General features: G+C 60.6%; 17 protein-coding genes. 7 read left to right on the forward strand and 10 right to left on the reverse strand.

The window, feature by feature from the left end:
- Positions 1 to 58 precede the first annotated feature (58 nt).
- A complete protein-coding gene (locus tag B5E56_RS08630) occupies positions 59 to 751 on the forward strand; it encodes a VanZ family protein (protein ID WP_087389367.1) in 693 nt (230 codons plus the stop codon).
- Complete coding sequence (ligA, locus tag B5E56_RS08635; RefSeq protein ID WP_087389368.1) at positions 693 to 2,675, forward strand: NAD-dependent DNA ligase LigA; 1,983 nt, start codon at positions 693 to 695, stop codon at positions 2,673 to 2,675. Before B5E56_RS08630 ends, ligA begins: the two co-directional genes overlap by 59 nt.
- Positions 2,676 to 2,747: 72 nt before the next feature.
- On the opposite strand, the gene B5E56_RS08640 is transcribed toward ligA, so the two are convergent.
- Positions 2,748 to 3,647, reverse strand: a complete 900-nt coding sequence (locus B5E56_RS08640; RefSeq protein ID WP_087389369.1) for a zinc ribbon domain-containing protein — start codon at positions 3,645 to 3,647, stop codon at positions 2,748 to 2,750.
- A 264-nt stretch (positions 3,648 to 3,911) separates the two neighbouring features.
- Between B5E56_RS08640 and B5E56_RS08645 the strand changes: the two genes are divergently transcribed.
- From B5E56_RS08645 to B5E56_RS08665, 5 genes are all read left to right on the forward strand, one after another.
- The gene (locus B5E56_RS08645; RefSeq protein ID WP_087389370.1) at positions 3,912 to 4,700 is read left to right on the forward strand and encodes a type III pantothenate kinase; all 789 of its coding nucleotides are present in this window, start codon (positions 3,912 to 3,914) and stop codon (positions 4,698 to 4,700) included.
- Positions 4,701 to 4,784: 84 nt separating this feature from the next.
- Complete coding sequence (locus B5E56_RS08650) at positions 4,785 to 5,369, forward strand: ECF transporter S component (protein ID WP_087389371.1); 585 nt, start codon at positions 4,785 to 4,787, stop codon at positions 5,367 to 5,369.
- 181 nt (positions 5,370 to 5,550) lie between these two features.
- The gene (locus B5E56_RS08655) at positions 5,551 to 6,741 is read left to right on the forward strand and encodes a pyridoxal phosphate-dependent aminotransferase (RefSeq protein ID WP_087389372.1); all 1,191 of its coding nucleotides are present in this window, start codon (positions 5,551 to 5,553) and stop codon (positions 6,739 to 6,741) included.
- Positions 6,742 to 7,131: 390 nt separating this feature from the next.
- Positions 7,132 to 8,460, forward strand: coding sequence for a Mur ligase family protein (locus B5E56_RS08660; RefSeq protein WP_087389373.1), 1,329 nt, complete (start codon positions 7,132 to 7,134; stop codon positions 8,458 to 8,460).
- Between the two features lie 12 nt (positions 8,461 to 8,472).
- Entirely contained in the window at positions 8,473 to 9,210 is a 738-nt protein-coding gene (locus tag B5E56_RS08665) for a type 1 glutamine amidotransferase (RefSeq protein ID WP_087389374.1), read from the forward strand.
- Between the two features lie 104 nt (positions 9,211 to 9,314).
- Here B5E56_RS08665 and B5E56_RS08670 read toward each other — a convergent pair whose 3' ends face one another.
- From B5E56_RS08670 to B5E56_RS08710, 9 genes are all read right to left on the reverse strand, one after another.
- Positions 9,315 to 9,869 (reverse strand): NUDIX domain-containing protein, encoded by a 555-nt coding sequence (locus B5E56_RS08670; RefSeq protein WP_087389375.1) that lies wholly within the window; start codon positions 9,867 to 9,869, stop codon positions 9,315 to 9,317.
- Positions 9,870 to 10,126: 257 nt separating this feature from the next.
- Complete coding sequence (locus B5E56_RS08675; protein WP_087389376.1) at positions 10,127 to 11,152, reverse strand: tyrosine recombinase XerC; 1,026 nt, start codon at positions 11,150 to 11,152, stop codon at positions 10,127 to 10,129.
- A 264-nt stretch (positions 11,153 to 11,416) separates the two neighbouring features.
- On the reverse strand, positions 11,417 to 12,088 hold the full coding sequence (locus B5E56_RS08680; RefSeq protein WP_087188782.1) for an ATP-binding protein: 672 nt from the start codon (positions 12,086 to 12,088) through the stop codon (positions 11,417 to 11,419).
- Entirely contained in the window at positions 12,088 to 12,570 is a 483-nt protein-coding gene (locus B5E56_RS08685; RefSeq protein WP_158098700.1) for a replication initiator protein A, read from the reverse strand. The genes B5E56_RS08680 and B5E56_RS08685 overlap by 1 nt, the downstream gene beginning before the upstream one ends.
- Positions 12,571 to 12,685: 115 nt before the next feature.
- Complete coding sequence (locus tag B5E56_RS08690; protein ID WP_087389378.1) at positions 12,686 to 14,332, reverse strand: acyl-CoA dehydratase activase; 1,647 nt, start codon at positions 14,330 to 14,332, stop codon at positions 12,686 to 12,688.
- On the reverse strand, positions 14,329 to 15,609 hold the full coding sequence (locus tag B5E56_RS08695) for a 2-hydroxyacyl-CoA dehydratase subunit D (RefSeq protein WP_087389379.1): 1,281 nt from the start codon (positions 15,607 to 15,609) through the stop codon (positions 14,329 to 14,331). Before B5E56_RS08695 ends, B5E56_RS08690 begins: the two co-directional genes overlap by 4 nt.
- A gap of 42 nt (positions 15,610 to 15,651) precedes the next feature.
- Complete coding sequence (locus B5E56_RS08700; protein WP_087389380.1) at positions 15,652 to 16,554, reverse strand: DNA/RNA non-specific endonuclease; 903 nt, start codon at positions 16,552 to 16,554, stop codon at positions 15,652 to 15,654.
- Complete coding sequence (locus B5E56_RS08705) at positions 16,551 to 16,961, reverse strand: hypothetical protein (protein ID WP_087389381.1); 411 nt, start codon at positions 16,959 to 16,961, stop codon at positions 16,551 to 16,553. Before B5E56_RS08705 ends, B5E56_RS08700 begins: the two co-directional genes overlap by 4 nt.
- 67 nt (positions 16,962 to 17,028) lie before the next feature.
- Positions 17,029 to 18,012, reverse strand: coding sequence for an ATP-dependent 6-phosphofructokinase (locus B5E56_RS08710; RefSeq protein WP_087389382.1), 984 nt, complete (start codon positions 18,010 to 18,012; stop codon positions 17,029 to 17,031).
- Positions 18,013 to 18,021 lie beyond the last annotated feature (9 nt).

Genomic DNA, 18,021 nt, shown 5'->3' on the forward strand with positions numbered 1-18,021 from the left:
TAAGACACGTCCTCTTTTTTCTGTGATATCATATTTTCAGAAAAAAGGAGGCGATTGTATGGACGACCTGCTGTGGTATTTTGAGATCACCCTGGACTATTTGAAGCAGATGCTGCCCTGTATAGCCATAGCCGCGGGCTGTTTTCTGGCCCTGCTGCATCACAGAAGGCGGGGATTGTACCGCCGGGGGCTGCAAAGCGGTGTGGTGCGGGAGATCGGCCTCTTTGTATTTGTGCTCTTCTGCGCCGGACTGGCGGCCCTGACGGTGTTCCCGTCCAACTTCTGGACGGTATCCCACTGGCAGGAGGCCTTTCAGGGGCTGCGGCCCTTTTTCCCCATCACGCCCCTGAGCGAATCGGTGCAGTATATTGGATGGACACCCTATTTTCTGGATAGTTTCCAGACCATTGGCAGCTGGACCTTCTATATGGCGGCGGCCAACGCCCTGATCTTTGTGCCCATCGGCTTCTTTGCCAACCTGCTGTGGCGGAAACCCCGGTGGTGGAAGGGGCTGGTGGTGGGCTTCTGCGTGTCCCTTACCATCGAGTTTTTACAGCTGTTCGTCAACCGCTCCACCGATGTGGACGACCTGATCCTCAACACCACGGGGGCTTTCCTGGGCGGGCTCATTACTCTGCCACTGGGCAAGCTGGCCCCCAAACTCACCCGAAAATTCCAAGTGGAGGTCCGCCATGGACGAGAAACAGGAGATCCAAAGCCTGCGCCGGGAGCTGGAGCAGGCCAACTATGAATATTACGTGCTGGACAACCCCAGCATGAGCGACTACGACTTCGACCACAAGCTGCGCCGCCTGGAGGAGCTGGAGGCCAAGTACCCCGAGCTGGTGACCCCCGATTCGCCCACCCAGCGGGTGGGTGGCAAGGTAGCGGACGGCTTCGCCGAGGTCCACCACCGGGTCCCCCTGGAGAGCCTCCAGGACGTGTTCTCCTTTGAGGAGCTGGCCGACTTCGGCCAGCGGGTCCAGGACGCCCTGACAGGCGGGGTGGAGTACGACGTGGAGCCCAAGGTGGACGGGTTGTCGGTGGCGCTGGAGTACGAGAACGGCCTCTTTGTCCGGGGCGCCACCCGTGGTGACGGCCAGGTGGGGGAGGACGTGACCGAGAACCTCAAGACCATCCCCTCCATCCCCCTGCGTCTGCCTGAGGCCCTGCCCTCCCTCATCGTCCGGGGCGAGGTGTTCATGCCCAAGAAGAGTTTTGAGCAGCTCAATGCCGACCGGGAGCTGCGGGGCGAGGCCCTCTTTGCCAACCCCCGCAACGCCGCCGCCGGTTCTCTGCGGCAGCTGGACCCCAGGATCGCCGCCTCCCGCAAGCTGGACATCCGGGTGTTCAACGTCCAGTGGGCCGAAGGCAAGACCTTCACCACCCACACCGAAACCCTGGAATACTTGGGGAAACAGCGCTTTAAAGTAATTCCACATTACACCTGCTCTACCATTCAGGAGGTGTCCGAGCGCATTGCCGCCCTGGGGGACGGCCGGGAGGAGTTCCCCTTCGACATCGACGGCGCTGTTGTAAAGGTAAATAACCTTGCAGACCGAACCACCCTGGGTTCCACCGCCAAATTCCCCCGGTGGGCCGCTGCCTACAAGTATCCCCCCGAGCAGAAGGAGAGCGTGGTGGAGGACATTGTGGTGCAGGTGGGACGGACCGGTGTCCTTACGCCCAAGGCGGTTGTAAAGGCGGTACGCCTTGCAGGTACTACCGTCACCAATGCTACCCTCCACAACCAGGACTTCATCACCGAGAAGGATATCCGCATTGGGGACACGGTGCTGGTTCAGAAGGCGGGAGAGATCATCCCCGAGATCGTGTCGGTCATTAAGGACAAGCGCCCTGAGGGCACGGTACCTTATCATCTGCCCGACCACTGCCCGGTGTGCGGGGCTCCCGTGGCCCGGGATGAGGACGGAGCCCACATCCGCTGCACCGGCGCCGAGTGCCCCGCCCAGCGGCTGCGGCACATCGTCCACTTCGCCAGCCGGGACGCCATGGACATCGAAGGTCTGGGCCCCGCCGTGGTGGAGAGCCTGGTGGGTGCGGGACTGGTGAAGGGTCCCGGCGACCTGTACAGCCTTACCGCCGACCAGGTGGAGCCTCTGGAGCGGATGGGCAAGAAGAGTGCGGAAAACCTGATGGCCGCCATTGAGAAGTCCAAGTCCGCCGGGCTGGGACGGCTGCTCTTTGCCTTCGGCATCCGGCAGGTAGGGCAGAAGGCGGGCAAGGTGCTGGCCGCCCGGTTTGGCACTCTGGACACCCTCATGAACGCCGGTGAAGAGGAGCTCACCGCCGTGCCCGATATCGGCGGCATTACGGCCCAAAGCCTGCTGGACTGGTTTGCCAATGACCAGAGCCGCCACCTCATCGAGGCCCTGCGGCAGGCGGGGGTGTCCTTCGACAGCACCGAGGCCCCGGTGGGGGACAAGCTGGCGGGCAAGACCTTCGTACTCACCGGCACCCTGCCCACCATGGACCGGAAGGAGGCCGCCGCCCTCATCGAGGCTCAGGGGGGCAAGGTGAGCGGCTCGGTGTCCAAAAAGACCAGCTATGTGGTGGCGGGGGAGGCCGCCGGGTCCAAGCTGCAAAAGGCCAACGACCTGGGCATCCCGGTGCTCACCGAGGAGGAGCTGCTGGCTCTGCTGGGACAGGAATAAGACAGAAAAGGGTTCCGCCCGTACTAAATTTAGTACAGGCGGAACCCTTTTTTCAGGCCTTGTAACGCCAGTTTAGGAGCTTGTTCGGTTCTGCTTCTTCTTTTCTCTGATCAGCGCAGCCAGCAGAATTATGACACCAAACAAGTATCCGAAGGACAACGCACCGATCGATACCATTCCGAGACTCAATTGGTAAAAACAAAAAACCATAAGAATCATGCTTCCAACAATAACAACTGCCGGGAAGATAAGCGTGCCAACAGGTCCCAGACGTCTGGTTCCGGCATAACAGAACAGGCAATAAACGAGAAACCGACGCAAAAACATCCAGGTAAAGTATTGTTCATATGCAGTGTTGAAATAATGGAGGATTTCTGCGGGCATTCCTTGTTCCATAGCAAGCATATGCCCCGGCACCATGTGCGCAAGCACCAAAGACCAAATGACAAGTCCAATCCCAACGATTAAGTAATGGATTCCTTTTTGTCTTACCGTATTGCTGCGAAGAAGCAGAAACCATATCAACAGTCCCCAAAGCCACAATGCGTTTGCTCCATAGGTGTTTTCGATAGAAGGAAAAACAGACGAAGCATAGAAAGACGATATGGCACCATATTGTCCCATAAATTGTCCTGCGAAAATGAAAATAACCCTAAATCCCAGATTTCTCATCCCTTCCAATAGCAGAACTGCTATGGGAATACATAATGCACTAAGCTCTATTCTCTCTGGCTTGATGCACTTTGTGATCCATAAAACAAAAACCACAGCCAATCCCAGACCGGCAAATGCCCAGGAGACGAGTGCTCCCGTGATATTACTGACTGCAAAAAACAGCAATAGTGTGATAGGGAGCGCCCACGAATTTCTCCCTTTGGCTGGTAACTGCTTCCCACATTTTCCGCAAAATACTGCATCTAATCCGGTGGGAGCACCGCACTGTGGGCAAAACGCCCCTGTTTGTTCTCGCATCTCTTTATTTCCTCCATCTCTCATATCGATTGAATGGGCACCTTTTAATATCCACAAACTTACACAATTACCCTTATATAGGATACTCTTAAAGTGCGAATGAATCAAGTATATTGCTGAATTCCTTCCTGTTTCGCTAAGCATATTGACCCGTGGGGCTCCGGCGGCGGTTTTGTTCGCCAACCGCCGCCCTTGACGCTCCGGCCCAAAACTGCTACAATATTTTGGATCCTGATCACCAAGGAATAGAAGGGAGCGGGCGGCATGGTGCTGGCGGTAGACGTAGGTAATTCCACCACCACGGTAGGTCTGTTTAACGGGGAGGGCAAGCTGCTCTTCCGGGCCACCCTGGAGACCTCCCGGAACAAGACCCGGGACCAGTGCGCCATTGACCTGCTGGGCGTGTTCGGACTCTACGGCGCCGACGTGAAGGCGGTGGATGGGACCATCCTGTCCAGCGTGGTGCCTCCGCTCACCGCCGTCTTTACCGATGCCCTCACCCGTCTCACCGGCAGGACGCCCATGGTGGTGGGGCCCGGCATCAAGACCGGGCTTAACATCAAAGCTGAGATCCACAATCAGCTGGGCAGCGACATCGTGGCCTCGGCGGTGGCGGCCATTGCCGCCTATCCCAGCCCCATTGTCATGGTGGACCTGGGTACCGCCACCTCGGCCTCCCTGATCGTGGGCAGCGTGTACGAGGGATGCGTCATCATGCCCGGCCTGACCCTGGCGCTGGAGGCTATGTGGGACCGGGCGGACGCCCTGCCTCCCATTTCTCTGGAGACCACCGCCCCGGTGGAGCTGCTGGGCCGCACCACCGAGGAGGCCATGCGCTCCGGCGCGCTCTATGGCCACGCCGCCATGCTGGACGGCGTCATCGACCGGATGGAGGCGGCGGCGGGCAGCCCCGTCACCGTGGTGGCCACCGGCGGCAGCGCGCCCCGTATCCTGCGCTACTGCAAGCGCACCGTCCACTACGACGCCGACCTGGTGATGCGGGGGCTCTACCTGCTCCACCAGAAGAATAGCCGGAAGCCCAGGAGGGCCTGACCTGGTACTCAACGGCACATTGCCGTGGGTAAATATAAGTGCGCTGCATCCTCAAAGAGGAGCGGCAGCAGGAGGTAAGTAACCATGAGAGCAAACGAAAAAACCAGACGCCTGACCGGACTGGCCTTAATGACGGCCATCATCGTGGTCCTGCAGGTAGTCGCCAGCTTTGTCAAGTTCGGCCCCTTCTCCATCACCCTGGCCCTGGCCCCCATCATCATCGGCGCGGCCCTGTACGGCGCGGGCGCAGGCGCCTGGCTGGGCGCTGTGTTCGGTGTGGTGGTGCTCATCGCCTGTATTGCAGGCTGGGACGCAGGCGGCAACATCCTGTTTACCGCTAACCCGCTGCTCACTGCCGCCCTGTGCATCGTCAAGGGCGCTGCCGCCGGCTTTGTGTCCGGCCTGGTGTTCCGGGGCCTGTCCCGCCGCTCCCCCATGGGAGCCGCCATCACCGCCGGTATTGTCTGCCCGGTGGTCAACACCGGCATTTTCATCGTGGGCCTGACTCTGTTCTTCTACGACATCCTGGTGGCATGGGCCGGTGGTACTGACTTGATCTACTACATCATCTTTATCATGACCGGTGTCAACTTCCTGCTGGAGCTGGCCATCAACCTGGTCCTCAGCACGGTGATCGTCCGGGTGGTGGGGGCCAGAAAGCGGTCCTGACATCCCAATATGCCAGCGGGCGGCCTTCGGGCCGCCCGCTTTTTTGCTGACCGGCAGTCCATTTTGCATTTTGAGGCTTGTGCTCATTCAAAAACCAGGAAGTTTTTCAAATAAGGACTTGCAATTCTGCAAGTCGACGCATATAATATGTCAAGAAAACGGATACAAGGGAGAGATTCCATTGAAAGAGCTGTCCAGGATCGCGGAGGCCGTCCAGGCGTCCACCACCATGGCCATTGACGCCATGTTCAAGCAGATGAAGGCCGACGGCATCGACGTCATCGGTTTCGGCGCCGGTGAGCCCGACTTTGATACCCCCGACGCCATCAAGGAGGCGGGCATTGCCGCCATCCAGAACAATGTGACCCGCTACACCCCCGCAGCCGGTACCGTGGAGCTGCGTCAGGCGGTGTGCGACCGCATGAAGGCCGACTTCGGCCTGGACTACAAGCCCGCCCAGGTGGTGGTGAGCAGCGGCGCCAAGCACCTGGTGTACCTGGCTCTGCGGGCCATCGTCAACCCCGGCGACGAGGTCATTCTGCCCGCGCCCTACTGGGTGAGCTACATTGAGCTCATCAAGATGGTGGGCGGCGTGCCCGTGGTGGTCACCGCCACCGAGGCCGAGCACTTCAAGCTCACCGCCGACAAGCTGGAGGGGGCCATCACCGACAAGACCAAGGCCATCATTCTCAACAACCCCTCCAACCCCACCGGCATGATGTACAGCAGGGAGGAGCTGGAGGCTCTGGAGGCGGTGTGCGCCAAGGCCGACCTGTACGTCATCTCCGACGAGATCTACGCCTGCCTGGTGTACGACGGCCGGGAGTTTACCAGCTTCGCCTCCCTCAGCGAGGACGCCAAGGAGCGCACCATCCTCATCAACGGCGTGTCCAAGGCCTACGCCATGACCGGCTGGCGCATCGGCTACGCCTGCGCCAATGCCAAGATCGCCAAGATCATGGCCAACTACGTCAGCCACTCCACCGGCTCCCCGGTGGCCATCTCCCAGAAGGCCTCTGCCGCCGCCCTCAGCGGTCCCCAGGATGAGGTGCTCACCATGAAGAAGGCCTTTGAGGAGCGCCGCAACTTCATCGTCAAGGAGATGAACGCCATCCCCGGCGTCAGCTGCATCATGCCCGAGGGCGCCTTCTATGTGATGATGAACCTGAACGAGCTCATCGGCAAGACCATCCACGGCGTGGAGATCACCAACGACGACGTGTTTGCCGATGCCTTCCTGAAGTACGGCCTGGTGGCCGTGGTGCCCGGCTCCGGCTTCGGCGCCCCCAACTTCGTCCGCTGGTCCTACGCCACCTCCATGGACAACATCAGGGAGGGCCTGGCCCGTCTGAAGAAGTTCCTGGCGGAGTAAGTTCCCGCACACTTCTCAAAAATGCAAGCATTTTTGAGAGGGGATGCAGCCCACTGCGTCGCACGCGCAAAGCGCGCACGCTTGTGGGCTGAGAAGTGTTTTTTCCCAGGCTCATGTCCTGGGAAAAAACGGATTTGGACTTTCTTTTGCCGCCTGCGGGCGGAAAAACTCTGCCGAGGGCTTTTTCTGATGCAAGGAGAATAGAGTTGCTTGTATGACTAGCGCCTTTTTGGCAACCTGAAGAGACCGCCGATGGCGGTCTCTTTTTTATCCGCCCGGCGTGGAATCGGGGAATGACAAAATCCCCGCCAATCCGCCTCAGGCCGTTGACTTCCGGATACAAGGGTGGATATAATATAGGGTACGCATTCAATAAGGAGTGAACTGTCCATGAGAATGGTGCTGGCCATCATTTTGTGCAAGATCCTGCGCTTCGTGGGCAAGCTGGTAGGGAAGGGCAGCAGCCTGCCCGGCCAATTTGCCTTAAAACTGTGCCCCGACGTGCTGCGGCGGGTGAAGCTGCCCTCCTACGTCATCGCCGTCACCGGCTCCAACGGCAAAACCTCCACCGTGGAGATGATCGCCTCGGTGCTGCGTGCGGCGGGGAAGGACGTGGTGTACAACGCCGAGGGCTCCAACCAGATCGAGGGTGTCACCACCCTCATCCTCACCCACTGCACCCTGGGCGGAAAGATGAAGGGGGACGTGCTGCTGCTGGAGAGTGACGAGCGCTACGCCCGCTACAGCTTCAAGTGGTTCCATCCCACCCATTTCGTCATCACCAACCTGTACCGGGATCAGCTCACCCGCAACGGCCATCCCGAGTGGGTGTATGACGCCATCCTGCCCGCCATCCACGACGATACCACCCTGGTGCTCAACGCCGACGACCCCCTGGTGTCCTGCTTCGCCCAGGGCCACGACAAGGTGAAGTGGTTCGGCCTGGAGGCCTGGGAGGGCGCTACCAAGGAGCACCACGGCGTGTACCACGACGGCGCCCGGTGCCCGGTGTGTAAGGGGAAAATGGAGTACACCCTTTACCACTACAATCAGGTGGGCCACTACCGCTGTACCGCCTGCGGCCACCACCGCCACGAGCCCGACTTTGCCGCTACCGGCCTGGACCTGAAGGAGGGCAAGCTGGTGCTGGACGGGGATACCGAGATTGCCCTCAGCTTCCGCAGCATCTACAACGTGTACAACATCCTGGCGGCCTGGTCCCTGTGCCGGCTGTGCGGGGTGGACAAGCAGACCATCGCCAAGGTGCTGGGCAGCTACATCCTGAAAAACGGCCGGATGGTCACCTTCACTCTGGGCAAGCATCACGGCACCCTGCTTACCAGCAAGCATGAGAACTCGGTGGCCTACGACACCAACCTGCGGTATATCAAGGACACCGGCAAGGACTGCTCCGTGCTGGTCATCGTGGACGCCATCAGCCGCAAATACTTCACCGGCGAGACCAGCTGGCTGTGGGACATCGACTTCGATCAGCTCTCCGCTCCCCATGTCAAGCGCGTGGTGCTGTGCGGCAAGTACGTCAATGATCTGGCCCTGCGGTTTGACTGCTCGGCGGTGCCTCAGGACAAGATCACCTGCCTGGACACTGTGGCCCAGGCGGCGGAGCTGCTGGAGCAGGACGGGGAAGAGGACCTGTATGTGGTTACCTGCTTCTCCGACCGGGACAAGCTGCTGGGCCGGGTCCAGCGGACGGAATAAGGAGGGGTGGATATGAATATCAAACTGCTGCACCTCTACCCCGAGGCCATGAGCCTGTACGGGGAGTACGCCAATCTCACTTTGCTGTCCCGCTATCTCACCTGGCGGGGGGCTGAGGTGGAAGTCAAGGCCGTGGGCTGTGACGAGGCCCCCGACTTTACCAGGGCCGACCTCATTTACATGGGGGCTGGCACCGAGCGCACCCAGAAGGCCGCCCTGGGCTGGCTGACGCCTTATAAAGACGCCCTGAAAGAGGCGGCGGAGGGTTCTCTGGTGCTCTTCACCGGCAACGCCATGGAGCTGCTGGGGGCTTCCATCACCGACCAGAAGGGGACGGTGTATGAGGGCCTGGGCTTTGGGGGCTTTGCCACCGTGGAGACCGACAAGCGTGTGCCCCACGACGCCATCGCCAAAACCGAACTGTTCCCGGAGCCGGTGGTGGGCTTCATGAACAAGTGCTCCCACACCAGCGGGGTAGAGACCCCAATCTTTGAGGCCATGACCATGGGCATGGGCAACGAGCAGGAGGGAGGCCCCGAGGGCTTCCGCCACGGCAACGTGGTGGGCACCCACATCACCGGGCCGGTGCTGGTGAAGAACCCGGCCTTCCTGGCCTGGATCGCGGAGCGCATCCTGGAGAACAGGGGGGAGGCCCTGCCGGTGCCGGCGGACAAGCCGAACTGGCTGATCCATGCCGAAAAGGCATACCAGGTCACCCTGGAGGAGCTGTCCGCCCTGGCGAACAAGTGAAGATAGAAAAATGGCCGCCAAATGCTCGGTGGTCGTAAAACAGTAATATGCGAATTTCTTGGAACAGGCATGATTTCGGTCATGCCTGTTCCGCTTTTATCAGTTCATCCACAGGAATGTAGCCAACATTCGGGAACTTCCTCGTCATACTCGCCGCTTGCAAGCTGTTCTTCAAACACAAGCTCGTCTATTTCGTCGGCGGTGAGTTCGACAATCGCATTATCTTTCTCGGTTTCTTTAAGCTCGTGATACCGGTCTAACGCCCAATTTTGCATTTCAAGAAACATATTGCCTTTTAGTTCCTCATAGGTCATCCAAACTAATTTGTGGTCGGCTTCAATCGGTTCTTGGTCTTTCTGAATTATCTCGCCAGCGTAATAATTCTGAATTGGATGGAAGTGTCCAATTACAGGATGCTCACTATATGCTTCAGCGGAACATATAAACTCCTTAACAACGGCAGTACAGCCAGCTTCCTCTGAACACTCTCTTTGAATACACTCAATGTCAGTTTCATTTTCATCAATACCGCCGCCAAGGAAAAAGAAACCTTTTGAAGTTTGCACAACACCGAGTTTGCCATTATGGGACGGAATAATATACGCACCTTTCCTGTCAACATAGGAAACCTCGCATTTGTCCCCGAATATTTTGTGCATGACTTTCTTCCTCCTTCGCTTCAATTCGTTTCATTCAAAATATCGTTGTGTAGCAAAACAGCCGAACGCTGTCAATGGTCAAGATGAACGGCTTCGCCGCCATTGACAGCGCCCGTCCGTTTCGCTTGTAGGCAGACAAGGCGGCGGTTGCCGCCGATTTCCATTTAAGGAAATGGCGCTTGCTATCATGGGAAGCCGTAAAATAGTAATTTTTAGAATTACTGTCTTACGAGCACCCGTCTAATGGCGGCCATTTTTTACGTTTCTTCGCTTTGTTTGCTCTTTTTCCGCGCCTTTCCAAGAGGATTGGCCTTGGCGGCGGCACGGAGGTTTTCGTTGTCCACGTGGGTATAGATCTGGGTGGTGTTCAGGTTCTCGTGGCCCAGCACCTCCTGCAAGGTCCGCACATCCACGCCATTTTGCAGCATCAGGGTGGCGGCGGTGTGGCGCAGCTTGTGGCTGGAGTAGAGGGACGGGTCCAGACCCGCCTTCAAAAGCCGCTGTTTTACCATATAATGGACAGCCGCCGTGGTCATGCGGGTGTGGGAGCGGGTGAGGAAGAGGGCGTTTTTGTCTGCCGCCGCCTGGTTGTTCCGCTCCTCCAGCCAGTCGTCCAGCGCCTCCCGGCAGGCCTCGTTGAGGAAGATCATCCGTTCTTTATTGCCTTTGCCCAGCACCCGGAGCTGCTCCTGCCGCACATCGGTTAAGTTAAGACCGACTAACTCTGAAATCCGTAGCCCGCAGTTGAGAAACAGGCTGAGAATACAGTAATCTCTGGCCCGGTTGGGCTCGTCCACGGCCTCCAGCAGCATGATGGACTCGTCCAGGGACAAATACCGGGGCAGGGATTTCTTCAGCCGGGGGGAATCCAGGTCCTGCATGGGGTTTTCGCCGATGAGCTTGGCCTTGCTGGAGAGATACTTATAAAAGGAGCGGATGGCGGCGATCTTGCGGGCCCGGGCGGAGGGTTCCAGGCCGTAGCCGGAGGTGGGGCTGTTGGCGTGCTTGACCCGGTCACGGCTGAGGTAGCTCATGTAGCTGTACACGTCACTGAGATTCACCGAACGGGCCAGATCCAGATCCAGGTCGCCGATGTCGATCTGATCCAGCGGCGTGTCACGGGGCGCCCGGCCTTTTTCAAGTTTGATGTAGCGGAAGAAGTTGCGCAGATCCAGATAGTATTCGTCCACGGTTTTCTTGGAGTGGCCCTGAATGGTCTCGTGGTAGACCAGGAAGTTGCGGAGCAGCTCAGGAGCGGTCAATTTGTAGTCATTATGGTCCATGGGGGCTTTCCCCCTCCTCTCAACTCAACAAAATTTTTATTTTGTTGAGTTCATAGTTGAGGTCCGGAGGGGTCCCTCCAGCCGGCTCCGGCAGGCCCCAAACGGCCCGGCTCCGCCGGCGGCTGCTGCAACAAAATAAAAAATGCTGTTGTATGTATTTGTGTTGTTTCTTTTGAGTGGTGTATCGGCGGTGGTTCGGCGGGCGTCCGGCTTTGGGCCGCCTGCGGCCGATATAGTCAACGATACCATCCCGGCGGACCTTTGTCAATCCGCCGGACTGCCGCCGGTCAGCAGCGTCTGCATCCGTTTGATCCGCTCCGCCGTTTTTTCCTGCCGCAGACTGGTTCCGTCAAAGCAAACCGGCACACACCGCTCCAGCACCCGGTCATGAATACGGCTGTCGTCCCGGTCAGCGTTTTTCAGCTCCTTCAGAGTCAGATTGGTGGTCACCACCATAGGCCGCCCGGACAGATACCGGCGGTTGACGATCTCGTACACCTGTTCCCGGGCGTAGGGCGTCCGGCGCTCCACGCCGAAGTCGTCCAGGATGAGCAGTCCGCAGGTGGTCAGCACCTCCAGATACTGGATGCGCTCCTCGCCGCTCATGCCGAACAGATTGAGCAGAGCCTCCCCCAGGGTGATCATTCGCACACCCACCTCCAGATCCACCAGGGCGTTGGCGATACAGGCGGCGGCAAAGGTCTTGCCTGTCCCCGCCGGGCCCCAGAACAGCAGGCCCATGTTCTCCCGCCGCATCTCCGGCCAGTGCTCCACATACTGCCTGGCCCAGGCCAGCTGAGGCACCGCCCCGTTGTCCCTGTCGAAGGTACAGTCCATCAGCCCCTGGGCCGAGCCGAACACCCGCTTGCGCTTTTGCTGGATGCGGTTGGCCTTTTCCCGTTCCATAGCCTCCCGCAGCCGTTCCTCCCGATCCATTATAAACTCTCCCCCTCTCTATATTGATAAGAATGGTTGTTTAAGTTCTGTTGTTCCCTCAGGTTGTTAGGGGACGCTTTTCCGCCCTGGTCATGGTCCGGTTTCCGACCGGGACCCGGTCGGTTTTTCGGCCCGCTCCCGGTCAAAAAAGTGTCCTCGGGCAGGGACAAAAAAATTTGGCTGGCCTCCCCCCTCCTTGGCGTCACCCGCCGGATCAGGCCCGCCTGTTCCAGTTCCTTCAGCCGATTCTTGACCACTGTGGTTCCCCGCCCCAGCGCTGCCGCCAGCTTTTTGATAGGATAGCGCACATACACCCACCCCTCCTCTGACCACCAGCCGTTCTTCTGGGACAGGGTAGCCCGGTCCAGCAGCAGAGCGTAGAGCAGCAGGGCCGTCCCCGACAGATCCAGCTCCAGCAGCGGCCTGGGCAGGGGCAGATAGTTGGTCAGCGCCCCCTCCCTGCCGTAGCGTACCAGCTTCATGGGCCTCCCCCCTTTCACCTGTAGGGTGTTTGGGGGGATTTGTTGTATGTTTTGGTACATCCAGCGGCAAAAAAAGACCTTCCCCACAGGGAAGGTCTTTGAAATAGCTATGAGATTACCCCTCCAGGGCGAAGAGGGCGGCGCCCAGAGCGCCGTTGAGCTGGGCCCGGTCGGAGACGATGAGCTCCACCCCCAGCTCCCGCTGGATGGCCTCCACCACGCCCCGGTTCTTGGACACGCCGCCGGTCATCATATAGTTGGGCTCGCCCCCCAGGCGGCGGCACAGGGCGGCGGTGCGGGAGGCCACCGACTGGTTCAGGCCGTGGATGATGTCCCCCCGGTCCTTGTTCTGGGCGATGAGGGACACCACCTCCGACTCGGCAAAAACGGTACACATGGAGGAAATGGCGATGTCCTCCTTCCACTCCAGCCCGGCCCAGCTCATCTCCTCCATGGAGAGCTCCAGGGTGCGGGCCATCAGCTCCAGAAAGCGGCCGGTACCGGCGGCGCACTTGTCGTTCATCAGGAAGTTGACCACGTTGCCCTGGCCGTCCAGCCGGATCACCTTGCTGTCCTGACCGCCGATGTCGATGATGGTGCGGACGGTGGAATCCAGGAAGTAGGCCCCCTTGGCGTGGCAGGTGATCTCGGTGATGGACTTGTCCCCCATCTGGATGGCGGAGCGCCCGTAGCCGGTGGTGACGGTGGCGGCAATGTCCGCCTCGGTGAGCCCCGCCTGTTTGAGGGCCTGCTCCAGAGCACGCTCCGCCCCCGCCGAGGCCCCCGCCCCGGTGGGCAGGATCACCCCCGCCACCAGCTGGCGGCTGCGGTCCAGAATGGCCACATCCGTGCTGGTGGACCCGCTGTCGATGCCCACATAATACCGTCCGCCGCTCATGGCGTTGCCTCCTTTTTTCGCCGTGGTTTGTGCCGGGACCATGGTCTCGGCAAAGGCCTCCAGCCGGGTACGCAGCTGTCCGCTGCTCCCCGCCGTATAGTCCGACTCCAGCTTGAGCATGGGCACGGTGAGCTCATGGCGCAGGCCGGAGTATTCAAAGCCGTAGTAGTCGCAGAATTTCACCGTGTGGTACACCACACCCTTGAGATGGGGGTCGTTCACCAGCTGCCGCCGCCCGGCGGCGTCGGTCATCCGCATACAGGGGATCTGCTCCAGCAGAGCCCCGGCGTACCAGCCCATCAGGGTATCAAAGTCCCCGCCCTCCGGCGGCGGGGCCACGCTGCGGTTGTGGACGCAGGTGTCGTTGCGTACCGGCAGGGGGAGCGCCTCCTCCATGGCCTCAAAGAGCTTGTCCCCTACCCTGCCTCCCAGCACGCTGAGGTAGGGCTCCGTGGGCCGGTCCAGAGGCTGGAAGGCCGCCCGGAAAGCCTTTTCGTCAAACTTGGTGCCCTTGTAGGCCCCGTAGGCCTCCGCCAGAGCCAGCAGTTCCCCCTTCATCCGGGTTTTGGCGCAGTCGCCCCCGCAGTGGAGCAGGTCCATCAGGTAGAGGAAGTCCAGCTTGCCGTGCTGGAGCAGGATGTCGTACACGCTGCGGATCACGTCGCAGCAGTTGACCAGCACCAGCTCCTTCACCTGCCCGGACAGGCAGGCCTCCAGCACCGCCTTGCCGAAGCCGCACAGGTTGGGGTGGCCCAGCTGGTCGCTGAGGGGGAAGGAGTCTGGCATCTGGTCCAGCACCACGCACTCGCCCCCCAGGGCGCGCAAAAGCTCCACCGGGGTGTATTTACAGATATAGTGGGTCATGCCTGTCCCCCCTTTCCCTGCTTGAGCAGCTCCACAAAGGCCTCCATACGGGTGGCCAGCTGGCCCTCGCCGCCGTGGCTGCGGTCGCAGCCGTCGCCGTCCAGTACCAGGGTGGGGATGCCGGCGGCCTCAAAGGTCTCCTTGGCCAGCTGTGCGCCCCCCAGGGTGTGCTTGCAGCCCCAGTGGCAGAACCACACCGCTCCATCGGCCTTGAGCTGGCGGGCGGCCTCCACCCCCTTCTCAATGCGCCGGGACACCGGGCCGTTGAAGGCGGAGTACACCACCCGCTGGGCCATGGCCTGATAGGGGTCGGCCGAAAAGGTGGGCTGGATGCCCTCAAAGCACATATCGCACCCCACGATCTGCACGTCCCGGTTGAAGTCGGTGACCTGCCGCAGGGGGGCCACCCAGAAGGGGGTGGTGTGGTGCCACAGCAGCCGCACCCCCTCCGCCGGTCCCGCCGATTCCGCGTCCTTCAGGCACTGGAGAGTGAAGGCCTCGGTCTCCGGGGTGCCCAGCAGAATATGGAGGGCGAAGGCGGCGAACATCTCCCCCGTCATCTCGCAGGGGATGCACTTGTCCGCCTTCAGGGTCATATAGCGGTCATAGTTGGCCAGGCTCCGGTTGCTGCGGGCCACCGTCTCCTCCAGGTCGGACCGGCTCAGCTTCTGGCCGGTCTGCTGCTCCAGAAAGGCAACCATGTCCCGCAGCTGGTCGGCTACATAGTTCACGGCGCTCTGGTCGGTGCGGTAGGGCACGTCCACCATGAAGTGGGGCACGTCAAAGTACTCCGCCAGCCGCCGGAAGGTGAGCATATTGGCGTCGCAGGCCAGGGTGGTGGACAGAATGAACCGGGGCTTGGGCATCAGGCCCTTCTCCGCCGCCCCGATGAAGATTTTATGGTAGGAGCAGAAGGTCTCGGGCAGGCCCTCGCTCTCGGCGTAGCGGAGGAAGGCCCCCTCCGCCTGGGTGCCGGAGAGGAAGCAGCCGAAGCCCTCGCAGGAGTATGGGGACAATCCCAGCACCTGGAGGGGCTCGCAGGGCAGAAACAGGCTGACCATGGCCGCCTTGTCCGGGTGGGCCAGGGGCGCGATCATGGAGTTCATGGTCTGGACCGCCACCATCTGGGCGGATTTGGTGGTCAGCTTGCCGGGGGCCAGCTTTAATTGCAGGTTTTTGGCCCGGTAGCCGGTGGTGAGCCATTTCCGGGCCTTTTCCGGGTTTTTGTCGCACAGGGTCTGAATCCAGGCCCCGAAGGATGTGACGATGTCTTTCATGGGAAACCTCGCTTGGGAAGAAATGAATCAGGATGTTCTATTTCAGGGTTTGCAAATGCCGCAGGGAGCATACCCCTGATCGATGAGATCCTGCCGGGAGCCGGTGTAGTCCTGGCGGTTGGCGTCGCTCATGGAGGCCACCCCGGAGCAGTCGGGCTCATGGAACTTCATGGAGTTGGTGTTGAGGACGTACTGCTGAGACGTCTCCTCCGAGCCGCTGGTGGTCTGAGCGGGAATGGAGGGCTGGGGCACCTCCTCACCGCCGGCGGCGCTGGCCCCGGTGGCGTAGTCGATGGTAATGCCGGGCTGCACGTTGTAGGCGTACACGCAGAAGGTGACCCCTTCCCCGCTGTCCTCCACGCTGTAGGCCTCCATCAGCACCCCGGAGGCCACCAGGTTGTCCCCCTCAAAGACGGGGGTCACCCGGTAGAGCACATGGTTGTTTGTCTCCTTCACATAGTCGGCCACCATGTTCTCAAAGGGCAGCATCCCGTCCACGTTCATGTACCGGGTGCCGGTGATGAGGTTCTTCTCGTTGGCGTTCTCGCCGGTGAGCTGGAAACCGATCAGGTGGCAGCGGTTATAGAGGTACTGCCCGTCATACTCCACGTTGATCCAGCCGCTGGGCTTCACCGAGCTGATGCTCTCCCGGTCCTCGGTGGGCATGAGATCGGACCCCACGCAGGCGTAGGCCACCCCGCAGCGCCCCAGGTCGTCCAGGTCGCTGTAGGACTCAAAGGAGTTGGTGGTGTAGTCGTCCTCTGTAAAGTAAGGAACATTGTCATTGACTGCCACATAGGGATCGCCGCTGTAATCGGGCAGGCTGGTCAGGTCGTAAGAAGCGGCAGGGGTGGAACTGGGGACAGGTTCATTTCCTTTACAGCCACTGAGGGTCAAGGCACACAGCAGAGTCAGCGCCAGCAGAGCGGCAGAAATTCGTTTCATTTGGTGTAGACCTCCTTGGTCAGGGTTTTGTGGGAGGAGCCGGAAAAGTCAGCGGCGGAGACCAGCCGGAACCCTGCCGCCGCCGGGTCAAAATCCAGATACTGGTCGGCGGGATAGGTCCGGTTCCATCTGTAAAGGAGAATCCCCTCCACCCTGTCCAGCACCTGGGCCAGAGGGGGAAACTCGGCAAAGCAGACCTCGCCTGGGCCCGCCTGGAGCAGAAAAGCCTCCGCCGGGCGCAGGTTTGCAGGGGCGGGGTCGAACTGTTTGGCGGTGTAGGGGCTCACCCACAGAGGGCTCTCCCCCGCCGCCGTCAGTAAATCGGCCCGCAGCAGCTTGTCCATGCTCTGCCGGCGGCCGTTGAAGGCCATGCCGTTTTTGTCGTCCAGGCACAGTGCCAGGATCATGGCGGTCCCTCCTTCCAAAAAGGCAGAGAGCGGAGCCGGGCTCCGCTCTCCGTTTCTGTGGGTTGGCTTACTGCACGCCGGTGAGGGCGCGCATGACGGTGTAGGTCTGCTGATCCAGACCCTTCTTCATCTGCAGGGCCTCGTGGATGTCGTAGTCCACATAGGACTCGCCGTCCATGGCCACCACCCGGCAGGTCTTGCCCTCGGCCAGCAGCCGCACGGCCTCGTAGCCCATGTAGGTAGCCGCCACCCGGTCCCGGAGGGAGGGTGCGCCGCCCCGCTGGACGTGGCCCAGGATGGTGACCCGTGTGTCCAGGGAGGTGGCCTCGTGGATGTGCTTGGCCACCTCATAGGCGCCGCCCTCCACGCCCTCGGCCACGATAATCATGAAGTGGGTGCGCCCGGACAGCCGGGCCCGGCGGATGGGCTCGATCAGGTCCTCCTCGTAGTTGACCACCTGCTCGGGCACCAGCACGGCGGTGGCGCCGCAGGCCACGCCCACGTTGAGGGCCACATGGCCGGCGTGGCGGCCCATGACCTCCACCACGGAGCAGCGCTCGTGGGACTGCATGGTGTCCCGCAGCTTGTCGATGGACTCCAGGGCGGTGTTGCAGGCGGTGTCAAAGCCGATGGTGTAAGTAGAGCAGGCGATGTCGTTGTCGATGGTGCCGGGGATGCCGATGACGCTCAGGCCCTTGTCGGCCAGGGTGAGCAGGCCCCGGAAGGTACCGTCGCCGCCGATGCCCACCAGGGCGTCCAGACCCAGCAGCTTGCAGGTGGCAGCCGCACGCTCCCGGCCCACCTCGGACTTGAAGTCCTCGCTGCGGGCGGAGTAGAGCATGGTGCCGCCCCGGCGGGACAGGCCGCTGACGCTGTTAAAGTCCAGGGGAACAAAGTCGCCGTTGATGAGGCCGTGATAGCCACGGCGGATGCCGATACACTCAATACCCATATGGACGGCGGTACGAACCACCGAACGGATGGCTGCGTTCATGCCGGGGGCGTCGCCGCCGCTGGTAAATACGCCAATGCGCCGAACTGCCTTTTCCATGACAATTTC

The sequence above is a fragment of the Flavonifractor sp. An112 genome, assembly GCF_002161085.1.
Lineage (GTDB): Bacteria > Bacillota > Clostridia > Oscillospirales > Oscillospiraceae > Flavonifractor > Flavonifractor avicola.